Raw genomic sequence first — 12,437 nt, 5'->3', positions numbered from 1 at the left:
ATACACGTGGCGGAACCCCTCGCTGCTTACTCAGGCGCGGCGGTCCATCGTCGTGATGACGACCACTCGGCCGATCGGCCACCCGGCCGGGCCCCTTCGGCCCGAGATCAGTCCAGGTCGTCGTGGCGCATCAACAGGCGGCCGGCTTCGGTCAACGAGCCCGACAGCGACGGGTACACCGAGAACGTGTTCGCCACGTTGTCCACGGTCACCTGGTTCTGCACCGCGAGCGCGATCGGCAGGATCAGCTCACTGGCGTTCGGCGCCACCACGACGCCGCCCACCACCACGCCGGTCTGGGGGCGGCAGAAGACCTTGAGGAAACCGCGCCGCAGGCCCTCCATCTTCGCCCGTGGGTTGGTGGCCAGCGGCATCATCACGGTCCGCGCCGGCACATCGCCGCAGTCGATCGCCTGCTGGCTGATGCCGACCGTGGCGATCTCCGGGTGGGTGAAGACGTTGGCCGCGACCGTCTTGAGCTTGATCGGCGTGACGCCTTCCCCGAGCGCGTGCCACATCGCGATGCGGCCCTGCATGCCCGCCACCGAGGCGAGCAGCAGCAGACCGGTGCAGTCACCGGCCGCGTAGACGCCGGGCACGCTGGTCCGTGACACCCGGTCGACCGGGATGTAGCCGCCGCGGTCGGGCTCGATGCCCACCCGGTCCAGGCCGATGTCGCTGGTGTTCGGCACCGAACCGACGGTCATCAGCGCGTGGCTGGCCTCGACCTGCCGCCCGTCGGCCAGGTGGATCAGCACCCCGGAGTCGGTACGTTCCACCTTCTCGGCCCGGGCGTGCTTGACGACCTCGGTGCCGCGCTCGGCGAACACCTCCTCCAGCACCGCCGCGGCGTCCGCGTCCTCGTGCGGGAGCACTCGGTCGCGGCTGGAGATCATGGTGACCTTGACGCCCATCTCGGTGTAGGCGGAGGCGAACTCCACACCGGTCACGCCGGAGCCGATCACGGCCAGGTGCTCGGGCAGCTCAGGCAGGTCGTAAAGCTGCCGCCAGGTCAGGATCCGGTCCCCGTCGGGCTCGGCGTCCCGGAGGATCCGGGGCGTGGCGCCGGTGGCGATCAGCACGACGTCCGCGGTCAGTTCCTCGAAGCCCCCGTCGGCGAGATCGACCCCGACGTGGTGCACGGCCATGCCCTTGGCCGGGTTGGTGAACCGGGCCCGGCCCGACAAGATCTTCACGCCCTCGCGGCGGACCCTGGAGCGGATATCGGCCGACTGCGCCAGCGCCAGGCCCTTGACCCGGCCGTGCACTACCGCGACATCGACGTCGGAGTCCTCGGTCTTGGTGCGGATGCCGAGCTCCCGCGCGTCCCGGAACGCGGACCGCGCACCAGCCGACGCGATGAAGGTCTTCGATGGCACGCAGTCGTAAAGCACGCATGCGCCGCCGAGCCCTTCCGGCTCGACCAGCGTGACGTCCGCCCCGTTCGAAGCCGCGACCAGCGCCGCCTCGTAGCCTGCCGGGCCGCCTCCCATGATCACGATGCGGGTCACTTCGCGCTCCTCCTCGGTCCGCCTGCCTTGTGGGCGCCGGACTCACCGTACGCTGCGACGAGTCCGGGCAATTCGGGTGGTGCCGCCCGAGTTGACCACCGTGGCGCAGGCCACGTCCGGGCAGTTTGGCATCGCGAGAAGCCCAGGTGACCGGTTCACACGGATGAGCTCCCCGCCTCGCCGGCGACCCATACCCACATTCGTGACGCGATCCGCTCCGCCACACGGGCTGTCGATCGCTACCCTGTTGGGCGTGCCTCTGTACGCCGCGTACGGGTCCAACATGGATCCGGCCCAGATGATGAAGCGTGCCCCGCATTCCCCGATGGCGGGAACGGGCTGGCTGGTGGACTGGCGGCTGACCTTCGGTGGCGAGGACTACGGCTGGGAAGGAGCCCTCGCCACGATCGTCGAGCAGCCGGGCTCCCAGGTTTTCACGGTGCTCTACGACGTCAGCCCGGAGGACGAGCAGCAGCTCGACAGCTGGGAAGGCGGCGAGCTGGGCATGCACAAGAAGCTGCGGCTGCGGGTGCAGACGCTGGACGGATCGGTGCTGGCCTGGCTTTACGTGCTCGACGCCTACGAGGGCGGACTCCCGTCGGCGCGTTATCTCGGTGTGATGGCCGATGCCGCCGAAGCGGCCGGGGCGCCCGAAGACTACGTAGAGAAGCTGCGCAAACGCCCATGCCACAACGTCGGCCCGTGAACTGCGCGTGACTCGGCTCGGACATCACGCCTTCCGGGTAAAAATCACGCCGGTTGCACACGCGAGGTGAGGGGCATCCGTGGCCGGCGCAGGCGGGACACGGTCGGGTCGTACGGGACCCCGGAGCCACTGCGCGATGAGCTTCGGCAGGCGGGAGTGGCTGGCGCTGGAGGTCGCCGGCGGCCGACCGCCCGGCATTCCGACGGACTCGATGGGGGGTCAAACCGGCGCGGAGATCCAGCCCCGGACGGTCAGCTCGTCCACGAAGCGCTGGTAGCTGTCATCCAGCTGGGACACCTCTGCCCGCACTGGTTCGACAAGTTCGCCGTCGGGCACCATCGCGGCTGCAGCCGCGCTCAGGTCCGGGTGGACCGAGCCGCTGGCCGCCAGCAGCGCCGCCCCCAGCGCCGTTCCCGCGCCTTTCACACGCAGCACCGGCGTGTCCAGAACCGACGCCCTGATCCGGCACCAGGCGACGCTGCGGGCCCCGCCGCCGGCGGTGCGCACGGCGCCGTCGGCTGGCGCACCGAGTCGGGCCAGCCGTTCCAGCGCGAGTCGCTCGCAGAAGGCGACGCCTTCGAGACGCGAGCGGTATTCATCGACTCGGTCCGCCGGCTTGCCGAGCACGAACTGTGTGGCGCTTTCGGCGCGGAACGGGAACCGCTCGCCGTCACCGCGCAGCGGGTAGTTGACCACGCCGGCCGGGCCCCTCTCGGTGGCCGCCGCGTCCAGTTTCGGCAGCTCGGAGGGGCCCACATCGGACAGCGCCGAGCCACCGATGTTGGCCGCGCCGCCGGGCAACCACATCCCGTCCGGGTGCAGGTGGCTGTACACCGCGCCGGCCGGATCGTGCACGAGTTCCTTGGCAACTCCCTTCAGCACCAAAGTGGTCCCGAGGACCGTGACGAACTGTCCGAGGTCGACGGCGCCGCACGCCAGCTGGCCCGCGCAGCCGTCCGTCATCCCGGCGCGCACCTCGCAGCCGACCGGCAGGCCCGTTTGCGCCGCGGCTCGCGCATCGACGGTCCCCAGCACCGTTGTTGGTCGCACGACCTCCGGCAACAACCCCTCCGGCACGCCCAGGGCCGCGAACACCTCGGTCGCCCACTGGCCGTCGACCGCGTCGTAGCCGCTTTTTAGCGCGTGGCTGGAGTCGGTGGCCACGGGGTGTCCGACGAGTTTGCGGGCCACGAGGTCCGGTGTGTGGCACACCAGCGCGGCACCGTCCGGGAGATTCCTCGCCAACCAGCCGATGCGGGCCAGCCCGGAGCCCGCCGACGGGGTGATCCCGGTGCGTTGCCAGCGAGGCGCGCCCGCCTCGGCGGCGGTTCGGGCTTCCGCTTCAGCGCGCCGGTCGTCGTACATCAGCGCCGCGGTGACCGGCTCGCCGTCACCGCCGACCGCAACGACCGTGCCGGACGTCGCCGAGATAGCCAGCGATCCGATTTCGGCGCTGCGCGACCCCAACGTATTCGTGCACTCGGCCAGGCAATCCCGGACAGCCGGCCACCAGGTGGTCGCGTCCTGTTCGGAACGCCCCCCTGCCGAGCGCGCCGGTTGCGGCAACCGCCGGGACGCCATAGCCACCACTGCACCCACCGGATCGTGGATCTGCACCCGGACGTTGGCGGTCGCGACATCGACGCCCACGACTAGTTCAGTCATCGGGCCTCCTGCAGCCTCTCCAGCGCCGCAGGCAGCTCGGCCAGCGAGAACACCGCCACGTCCGGCTCGGCGAGCTGCTCCGGCGTAGGCTCCGGCGGCGCTTCGCCGCGCACTACCCACACCGTGCGCAGCCCGACGCGATGTGCACCGCGCACGTCCGTATCGAGCCGGTTGCCGACATGCACCGCGTTCTTCGGCTCGACGCCCGCTTCCCGCAGCGCGTGCTGGAAGATCCGCGGGTCCGGCTTTTCCGCGCCGACGATCTCGGATACCGCCCAGATGTCGATGTAGTCGGCCACGCCGTCCCGGCGCAGCGCGTCCAGCACAGCGGCCCGCTGGTTAGCCACGACCGCGATTCGGTAGCGCTCGGTGAGCTGCTGCAGCGTCGGAAGCACGTCGCCATGCAGGGCCGATGGCGGATACTCCCAATAGCGCTCCGCGCGGTCGGACAACCGCTGCCGGTCCGGCGGGGTCAGGAACCGCTCGGCGACCGCCGTGCGCAGGGATCCTCCCTGGGCTTGGCGATGCCTGTCGTAGACCTGCTGGAACTCGGCTTCGTCGATGCTTCGCCCGTCTTCGGCGGCGAGTTCGCCCGCGGCGCGCAACAGCGCGTCCCGGTAGGGCGTGTCGTCATAGATGGGGCCGCCGACGTCGAGCAGCACGAGGTCGATGCGGTCGGCTCCCGAGTCTGAACGCGGTTGAGGCGGCACGTCCCGTCCTTCCGGTGGTGGTTCGCAGCCGGGGAGGTCACATTCCAGCGCAAACATAACATCTATCTTGAAATTTTTAACACTAAATTCCGTGATATTGCTAAGCCAGGCCGACCAGGCCGACCAGGTAGGCGGGATCAGCAGGAAGTCCATGATCACCACCGAGATCGACACCGGTGCCTCGGCGGTGAAGACCGTCGCCTGCGCCGCGGACGGCACGGAACTCGCCGTCGCCTGTTTTCCGCCGTCCGGACATCGGATCCACGCTCGGGTGCTCATCGCACACCTCCGACCAGCTCACCGCGCGGTTTCGACCAGGCAAGCTGGAGCAAGGCGGCGGCCTTCCGAGTCCCCCGGCGATCCCTGCGGCGCATGAGCCGTTCGGCGACGAGCATGCGGAAGCGCTCGGCGGTCTCGCCGAGTTGCGCCAGCGCCTGCTCCAGGCAATCCAGCGCCGACCTTTGCGGCCCGGTGCACAGCATTTCGGTGATCGCGACGTCCAGCGCCTGGGTGCGCAGCCCGTCCAATTCGACGACGTCGCATTCCCTGATCCAGGCCTGGTGGACGGCGAGATCCGGTTGAGAGCGGAGTTCCCGGTCGTAGGGAATGGTCACGTGCACGACGCCATCGGCTGCGGAATTGCAGCCGTGAATCGCCGCCGCGGTCGCACCCGACAGCACCGAGTGCGGACCGGCGCGCAGCAGCGCTGCCGACGCGCGAGTCAGCGGATCGTGGGCGCGGGCGGCCGGGACGACGACCCCGTACCAGGGCTCCACCCACTCGCCATCGGCGAGACCGGCCGCGAGCTCGGCGGATCCGAGCGACCGCTCCGCGTCGCGGCGCGTCATCGCACCGTGCCGAGATGACTGCGGCCACCCGCTCGAATCCTCGTGCCCGGCGACCACCCGTGGCCGCATTTTCGGAGAACTGATGTTCGCGCTCATGCCCTAATAGAGACGGCAACCCCGGAAACAGATACAGCCGCGAACGGATACACCTCAATCGGGTGCAATTCCCGCTCAGAATGCGCCTGAAGACGACGGCTCGGCAGACTCAGCCGACCTCATGACCGAACGGCGTCCCCCGCGAAGTGTTTCTCCATCGTGGCGCCCACACCGGCGCCAGCGGGACAATGGCTTTGCCGGTGAACATCCCGGAAGTTCCACCCCTGGCACGGGATCGCATTGATGCGGTCTGACACGTGCGGCTCCTAGGGCGCGGGCCCGCGCCCTAGGAGGGAGCCGCGTGTTCAGCGTTCCAGTGCCGCTAGGGCGGTGTTCACCAACGCCCGGATGCCGACGAACAGGGCACGCTCGTCCATCGCGAACGTCGGCTGGTGCAGGTCCTTGACCCGACCCACCCCGGAATGCACGCCGAGCCTCGCGAACGAGCCCGGTACGTGCTCCAGGTACCAGCCGAAGTCCTCACCACCGGACGACTGCGGGGTGCTGGTCAGGGCGGCTTCGCCAAGCCCCGCGACGACCCCGGCCCGCAACAGCTCGGTGCTCTCCGAGTCGTTGACTACCGGCGGCACGCCGCGCCGGTGCTGCAGATCGAAACCGACGCCGAGCGGCGACAGCAGGCTGTGCACGAGCTCGTGCACCAGCGGCTCCAGCTTCGCCCAGGTGCCGCGGTCGCCGGTGCGCAACGTCCCGGTGAGCACGCCGTCCTGCGGGATCGCGTTCGGCGCCTCGCCGGCATGCACCGCACCCCAGGTCAAGACGGTTCCGGTGCGGGGATCGACCCGGCGCGACAGCAGCGTCGGCAGGCCAGTGATGGCGGTGCCCAGCGCGTGCACCAGGTCTGCGGTCAGATGCGGGCGCGAGGTGTGCCCGCCAGGCGAGGTCAGCCGGAGTTCCAGCAGGTCACTGGCCGAAGTGATGGCTCCGACCCGAGTTCCGATCTGACCCACCAGCAGCCGCGGGTCGCAGTGCAGCCCGAAGATTCGGTCCACGTCGTCGAGTGCGCCGCTGGCCAGCACGTCCAGGGCACCCCCGGGCATCACCTCTTCGGCGGGCTGGAAGATCAGCCGCACCCGGCCGGGCAGGCTCGGCGCGGCGGCCAGTGCCAGCGCCGCCCCCAACACGACCGTGGTGTGCGCGTCATGCCCGCAGGCGTGCGCCACACCGTCCACTGTGGATGCATACGGCAGCCCGGTGGCCTCGCTCAGCGGCAGGGCGTCGATGTCGGCTCGCAGCGCTACGGTCCGCTGACCGGGGCTTCCGTCGCCACCAATGTCGCAGACCAAGCCGGTGCCAATCGGCAGGACCCGGGGGCGCAGGCCGACCTTGGTAAGCCGCTCAACGAGGAACGAGGTGGTCTCGTGCTCGGCGCGAGAGAGCTCCGGGTAAGCGTGGATGTGCCGCCGCCAGCCGACCACGCGGTGCGCGTTCGCGTCCAGCCAGGCATCCAGCCAGGTCGGGCCACGACCGGCGCCGAGGTCTACCACGGCGGATTCCACACTGGACCCCACGCTGGACATGGTGCTGCCGATGGGCGCAGTCGGCCCGTCCACACCTGCCGCGACAAGGGTTCCTTGGGCGAGGGAGGAACGCTCCGCCGCATCCCAATCCACGTCTTCCACCGCCGAACCACCGTTCGGGGACTGACCCGGATCCGGGCCACGAGAATCCACCACGGTCACGCCACGCCTCCCGACGCGCAGAACTCTTCCGACGAACTTCGACCGGACCGGTCACGCACGGCCGCCAGCAGGCGATCACGTTGCGCGCCGTCCAAAGCAGCGGCCACTGCGGTCCAGGCCATCGCCACCGCCCCGTCGAGCACCGCGCGGTCCGCGGCCGGGTTCGCGCAGGCTGCGGCGAACTCCGCCTGGTGGTTGACCGCGTCGCCGCAGTCCACCGCGATCATCGGATGGATCGCGGGCAAGACCTGGGTCACGTTGCCCATGTCGGTGCTGCCGATGACCCGGCCCTGCTCTTCGCCCCGGTCGAGCGGTTCGCGCCCGAGCTCGGTGATCGCGCGGCGGTACGCCTCCGACAGCCACCCATCGGTGTTCAGCTCCGCGTAGACCGGGGAGATTTGCACAACTTCGTGCTCACATCCGGTCGCCGTCGCACCCGCCTCGAAGCAGGCCCGAATGCGGTTCTCCAGGCGCTGCAGGGAGCGTGCTTCAGCAGCACGCAGGTTGTAGACCGCCGCAGTGTGCGCGGGAACGATGTTCGGCGCCGCGCCACCTGCCGTAACGATACCGTGCACCATCTGCCGCGGCTCCAGGTGCTGGCGCAATAGGGCGATGGAGACCTGCGCGACCGTCAGCGCGTCGGCCGCGTTGCGGCCGAGCTGCGGAGCCGAGGCGGCGTGCGCCGCGCGCCCGGTGTACCGGACTTCGAGGTCGGTGATGGCCAGCGATGCAGGGCGGCAGATCTCTTCCGGACCTGGGTGCACCATCATCGCCAAGGCGACGTCGTCGAAGACGCCGTGCCTGAGCATGAGCACCTTGCCGCCGCCGGTCTCCTCCGCCGGAGTCCCGAGCAGCCGCACCGTGATGCCAAGATCATCAGCGATTTCCGCCAGCGCGAGCGCGGCACCGACACTGGCCGCGGCGATCACGTTGTGCCCGCAGGCGTGCCCCACCTCGGGGAGGGCGTCGTACTCAGCGCAGATGCCGACGACCAACTCACCGCTACCGGACTCGGCGACCAGGGCGGTGTCCAGCTCGGCGACCGGAGTCCGAACGGCGAAGCCGTGCCGACCGAGCAGGTCCGCGACCTTGGCGGCGCTGCGATGCTCGGCGAATGCCAGCTCCGGCTCGGCGTGGATGCCGCGAGACAGGGCGACCAGCTCCGACTCGTGGCGCTGAACCGAGGCGCGGCAGTGGGCGTGGGCCGCAGCGGAACGGTTGTCATCGCGGTACGAGTTCGGGGTAGTACTCATTTGAGCCCATCCTGCATCATCTGGGCTCGGGGCGCGGCGGTCAGTGTGCGGCCGGGAGCTCACCGGTCGCCACACTGCGACGAACGGGTGGTTCCGATTCAGCAGGAACGAAGAATTCGAGCTCGACCTATGTCGATTCACCTATTCTTCGCGCGGCCGATTGAATGAATCAGGTCGAGTGTGGTGAGTCACGCGCGCGAGTCGGGCTTCATGGCAGCGTGCAGAACGCGACGGCGCCGCTTTCTACCACAGGTCGATCACTCGCGGGGCTCTTCCGCCTCCGCTGGGTCTGTCCCGATGCCGTGCAGGTCATGCCCCTCGACGCGATGTCTGAACTGCCGCTGGGTGACCACCTGCGCGGCCCAGCCGTGCGTCCTCCGGACGAAGGTGTGGGCCGGCACCGGTCGGGGGGCTTCCCGGTGCCAGCCCACGTCTATGGGGGGCTGCTCATTGCCCCATCGCGGCGCGCTGGAGCCGTCGTTGTCCAGGCGAACGGGTCCGCGCACGCAGTTCAGTTGTGAAAATCCCACAGGTTCGGCGCTAGGTCTAGTCCATAGCGGGAAATATCACGGAAATTGTTTCGCAAAAAACCGACCACCCTGCCGGTTCTTTCTCGCCGACTACTTCTTCCACTTGACGAAGAAGACCGGTTTCTTCCGCAGCTTCCGGGATAACAACACCAGCCCGATCAACACGACTCCGGTGGTCCCGATGGCAAGCCGCTGCCGCTCGTCGACCGGCCGATGCGCGGGCGGCTGGCCCGGGTCCTGGGCCTGCACCGTCACCGAGGCGACGGGGGGTGCGGCCTCGTCCGCCAGCGCTGGCGGGGTGAACAAGAGGAACAACCCGATCGCAAGACCCGCGAGCACGCGGCCGGTCCGCCACACGATGGCTCCACACCCTTCTACGCCACACCCATCGACCACACACGTCCGTGGTCACTCGTGCAGGTCCATTTGATCATATTCGACGCCCAGAGTGACCAGGTATGTGCGGGTTGTGCCGGATCGGCCCAGTACAAAAGGGCAATCCCAGCGGAATACGCGTGAATATCGTCACCCGGTTCAGCGAACACGCTGCTCCCTTTCGATGCGGTCGCCGAGTTCGTCCACCACCAGCGTCTCCCGGTCGATGCTGTCCGCGCGGTATGCCGCCCGGCCGACAAGCTGCGCCAGCACCGGCGCGGTGAGCATCTGGAACAGCCCGACCAGGATCAGCCCCGAGGCGTAAACGAAGTCGAGCTGCACCGCGGTGCCGATCAGGATCAGGATCAGGCCCAGGGTCTGCGGCTTGGTCGCCGCCTGCAGCCGGGCGGCCACATCCGGGAAGCTCAGCAATCCGATCGCGCCGAGCAGGCAAGACAGCGCGCCGCTGATCAGACACACCGCCGAGAACACGTCTAGCCAGCTCATCGGTACGGCTCCTTCTTCTCGATCAACCGCGCCGCGCTGACCGAACCGATGAACGCCAGCAAGGCGAACGCGGCCAGCAACGCGATGTTCGAGCCGTCGCCCTGCCAACCCATGGCGACGCAGGTCGCCGCGACGATCAGGGTGACGAACACGTCGACCGACACGATCCGGTCCAGCGTCGTCCGGCCGCGCAGCAGCCGGACAACCACCAGCAGACCGGCCGCGACCAGCAGACCGAAGGTCACCAGGAAAACCCAGGCCACGCTCAACCCTCCCGTCCGGTCACCAACGCCACCGCGTTGGCCGAGCCGACCGCCTGCACCACCCGCCGCTCCAGCGCCAGCACGTCGCGCCGCACGGATTCGACGTCGTCGGGGCGCATGCCGAGCGCGTAGACGTAGCAGATCCGGTTGGCCCGGTCGATCTGCAGGACGAACTTGCCCGGCGCCAGCGACACCGCGTTGGCGACCATCGCGGTGAGGTGGTCGGAGTCGGTCCGCAATGTCACCGCGACGATGCCCGACTTCGCGTTCGGCCCGTACCGCACCGCTTGCCAGGACACCCGCAGCGTGGAGCTCACCAGGTCCCAGGCCAGGTAGGCGACCAACTGGAGCAGCCGCAACGGCCGCACCACGATGCAGGTCTGGATCGCCGGCAGCGGAAACACGGTGGACACCAGCAGGGCCACCACCAGGCCGAAGAACAGCGTCCCGAGGTCGAAGGTGCCCCACAGCATCACCCAGACCAGGGTCAGCCAGGCCACCAGCGGCAGCCGACGCAGCAGCCGCCGGCCGATCGCCTGCTCACTCACCGGCGACACCTCCTCCCAGCACCGCCGTCCGATAGGTCTCGCTGTGCATCAGATCGGTCGCCGCCCGCCCGCTGACGTCGGCCAGCGGCCCGGCGACCAGGGCGATCACCACGCTCGCCGCCACCAGCACGCCGGTCGCGGCGACCATCGGCCGGTTCGACGTGGCCGTGCCGACGACCAGTTCGTCGGTGGGATCCGGGTCCGGCTCCGGCGCCTTGACCTGGCCCCAGAACGCCCGCGTCCACACCCGCGCCATCGCGTACAAGGTGAGCAGGCTGGTCAGCACCGCCCCACCGGTCACCGCGTAGGCGGTCCAGGTGCCCGCCCCGACACCGGCCTGCAGCAGCGCCAGCTTGGCGACGAAGCCGGAGAACGGCGGCACCCCGGCCAAGCTCAGCGCGGGCAGTGCGAACAGCACGGCGATCAACGGCGCGGCCTTCGCCAGCCCGCCCATCCGGGTCAGGGCAACGGTACCGGTGTGCCTCGTGATCAACCCGCTGACCAGGAACAACGTTGCCTGCACGGTGATGTGGTGCACCACGTAGAGGATCACACCGGTCAGCCCGGCCACGTCGTAGACGCCGAGCCCGAACAGCATGTACCCGATGTGGCTGACCAGCAGGAATGACAGCAGCCGGTTGAGGTCGTTCTGGGCCAGCGCGCCCAGCGCGCCGACGATCATGGTGATTACCGCGATGCCCAGCATCAGGTTCCAGCTCTCCTGGTGGCTGAAGACCAGCGTCTGGGTGCGGATCAGCGCGTAGATGCCGACCTTGGTCAGCAGCCCGGCGAACACCGCGGTGACCGGGGCGGGCGCGGTCGGGTAGCTGTCCGGCAGCCAGAAGTGCAGCGGCACCATCGCGGCCTTCACCCCGAACACGATCACCACCAGCAGCGCGAGCGCGATCTGCAGCCCGTCCGGCAAGTGGTGCACCTTCTCGCCCAGGTCGGCCAGGTTGACCGTACCGGTGGAGGCGTAGACCAGCGCGATCATCGTGATGAACAGCAGCGACGAGGCCAGGCTGACGATCGTGTACGTCATGCCCGCGTGGACCCGCGAGGCCGTGGTGCGGCGGGTGATCAACACATACGACGAGCTCAGCATGATCTCGAAGGCGACGAACAGGTTGAACAGGTCGCCGGTGAGGTAGGCCAGCGACACGCCCGCGCACAGCATCAGGTACATCGGGTGGAACGTGGTGCTGGAGCGCTGCCGACCGTAGTCGGTGATGCGCTGGCCGATCGAGTAGATCAGCACCGCGAAGGTCACCACCGACGAAACCACCAGCAACAGCGCCGAAAGCCGGTCGGCCACCAGCGTGATGCCGAACGGCGCCGGCCAGGCGCCCATCTGCAGCACCACCGGGCCGTGGCGGTCCGCGACGTACAGCAGCACCGCGGCGTCGGCGATGATCGCGCCCAGCACCACGAGGCCGAGGACGCGCTGGAGGTCGGCGAACCGGCCCAACGCGAGTGATAGTCCGGCAGCGGCCAGCGGCAACAACACGGGCAAAGCCACCAGGACCGTCACTGCGTAGCCTCCTTTTTATCCGCGAGGATTAGCTTGCTTAGCGGTGCGGGTAGCGGAATCTCAGACCCCGCCTCGCTGTGGGATCCCCGACTTATGTATTTCCGATACACGGCATCGGGGCAGGTCCTCGCAGAGAACCCTGCGGAGTGGGCACCGCCTGAGAACCCGCGGCGGTGCAAGCTGCATAGGTGGTT

At 69.1% G+C, this 12,437-nt stretch carries 13 protein-coding genes; 1 reads left to right on the top strand and 12 read right to left on the bottom strand.

Annotation, left to right across the window (positions count from 1 at the left end; translation table 11 throughout):
* Positions 1-107: 107 nt before the first annotated feature.
* Entirely contained in the window at positions 108-1,511 is a 1,404-nt protein-coding gene (locus tag BJ970_RS12920) for an NAD(P)H-quinone dehydrogenase (RefSeq protein WP_184726487.1), read from the bottom strand.
* Positions 1,512-1,764: 253 nt separating this feature from the next.
* On the opposite strand from BJ970_RS12920, the gene BJ970_RS12915 reads away from it, so the two are divergent.
* Positions 1,765-2,217: a gamma-glutamylcyclotransferase family protein gene (locus BJ970_RS12915; RefSeq protein ID WP_184726486.1), complete on the top strand. Its 453-nt coding sequence runs from the start codon at positions 1,765-1,767 to the stop codon at positions 2,215-2,217.
* 219 nt (positions 2,218-2,436) lie between these two features.
* On the opposite strand, the gene BJ970_RS12910 is transcribed toward BJ970_RS12915, so the two are convergent.
* From BJ970_RS12910 to BJ970_RS12860, 11 genes are all read right to left on the bottom strand, one after another.
* The gene (locus tag BJ970_RS12910) at positions 2,437-3,882 is read right to left on the bottom strand and encodes an FGGY-family carbohydrate kinase (RefSeq protein ID WP_184726485.1); all 1,446 of its coding nucleotides are present in this window, start codon (positions 3,880-3,882) and stop codon (positions 2,437-2,439) included.
* Positions 3,879-4,871, bottom strand: a complete 993-nt coding sequence (locus BJ970_RS12905) for an HAD family hydrolase (RefSeq protein WP_246470834.1) — start codon at positions 4,869-4,871, stop codon at positions 3,879-3,881. Before BJ970_RS12905 ends, BJ970_RS12910 begins: the two co-directional genes overlap by 4 nt.
* The gene (locus BJ970_RS12900) at positions 4,868-5,440 is read right to left on the bottom strand and encodes a hypothetical protein (protein ID WP_184726484.1); all 573 of its coding nucleotides are present in this window, start codon (positions 5,438-5,440) and stop codon (positions 4,868-4,870) included. Before BJ970_RS12900 ends, BJ970_RS12905 begins: the two co-directional genes overlap by 4 nt.
* Positions 5,441-5,841: 401 nt before the next feature.
* On the bottom strand, positions 5,842-7,236 hold the full coding sequence (locus tag BJ970_RS12895) for an amidohydrolase (protein WP_376775029.1): 1,395 nt from the start codon (positions 7,234-7,236) through the stop codon (positions 5,842-5,844).
* A complete protein-coding gene (locus BJ970_RS12890; RefSeq protein ID WP_246470833.1) occupies positions 7,233-8,489 on the bottom strand; it encodes a M20 family metallopeptidase in 1,257 nt (418 codons plus the stop codon). Before BJ970_RS12890 ends, BJ970_RS12895 begins: the two co-directional genes overlap by 4 nt.
* Before the next feature lie 257 nt (positions 8,490-8,746).
* Entirely contained in the window at positions 8,747-8,995 is a 249-nt protein-coding gene (locus tag BJ970_RS12885) for a hypothetical protein (RefSeq protein WP_184726483.1), read from the bottom strand.
* A gap of 114 nt (positions 8,996-9,109) precedes the next feature.
* Positions 9,110-9,376 carry a hypothetical protein gene (locus BJ970_RS12880; protein ID WP_184726482.1) on the bottom strand — a complete coding sequence of 89 codons (267 nt, stop codon included), beginning with the start codon at positions 9,374-9,376 and terminating at the stop codon, positions 9,110-9,112.
* Between the two features lie 177 nt (positions 9,377-9,553).
* Complete coding sequence (gene mnhG / locus BJ970_RS12875; RefSeq protein WP_184726481.1) at positions 9,554-9,901, bottom strand: monovalent cation/H(+) antiporter subunit G; 348 nt, start codon at positions 9,899-9,901, stop codon at positions 9,554-9,556.
* Complete coding sequence (locus BJ970_RS12870; protein WP_221467128.1) at positions 9,898-10,170, bottom strand: MrpF/PhaF family protein; 273 nt, start codon at positions 10,168-10,170, stop codon at positions 9,898-9,900. The genes mnhG and BJ970_RS12870 overlap by 4 nt, the downstream gene beginning before the upstream one ends.
* A complete protein-coding gene (locus BJ970_RS12865; RefSeq protein ID WP_312864229.1) occupies positions 10,167-10,712 on the bottom strand; it encodes a Na+/H+ antiporter subunit E in 546 nt (181 codons plus the stop codon). Before BJ970_RS12865 ends, BJ970_RS12870 begins: the two co-directional genes overlap by 4 nt.
* A complete protein-coding gene (locus BJ970_RS12860; protein ID WP_184726479.1) occupies positions 10,705-12,243 on the bottom strand; it encodes a Na+/H+ antiporter subunit D in 1,539 nt (512 codons plus the stop codon). Before BJ970_RS12860 ends, BJ970_RS12865 begins: the two co-directional genes overlap by 8 nt.
* Positions 12,244-12,437 lie beyond the last annotated feature (194 nt).

The organism is Saccharopolyspora phatthalungensis (assembly GCF_014203395.1).
Taxonomy (GTDB): domain Bacteria; phylum Actinomycetota; class Actinomycetes; order Mycobacteriales; family Pseudonocardiaceae; genus Saccharopolyspora; species Saccharopolyspora phatthalungensis.
This window is presented reverse-complemented; position numbering and strand designations above follow the sequence as displayed.